Raw genomic sequence first — 207 nt, 5'->3', positions numbered from 1 at the left:
AGCTTCCACGACCCGCTCATGTACCTCGCGCCGTACCAGTTCCTCGCCTACGGCGCGATCGTCGCCGTCCTCCTCCACCACCCGGCCGGCTTCCGGGTCGCGGCCGCGGGCGGCCGGCCGGGGGTGCTGCTCCCGGTGCTCGTCGCACTGCTGGCGCTGCAGGTCGGCTCCGACCAGATCGACGCGTACGGCGACCTGTACTGGCTC

The 207-nt window shown here is 72.9% G+C and carries 1 protein-coding gene; it reads left to right on the top strand.

The features are described from left to right. A partial coding sequence (locus QWY28_RS24260) for a hypothetical protein (protein WP_300955442.1) occupies positions 1 to 207 on the top strand: 207 nt, incomplete at both ends.

Origin of the sequence: Nocardioides oceani, assembly GCF_030412965.1 — a bacterium.
Classification (GTDB): domain Bacteria; phylum Actinomycetota; class Actinomycetes; order Propionibacteriales; family Nocardioidaceae; genus Nocardioides; species Nocardioides oceani.
The sequence above is the reverse complement of the archived record's forward strand: the minus strand, read 5'-3'. Positions and strand labels throughout refer to the sequence as shown.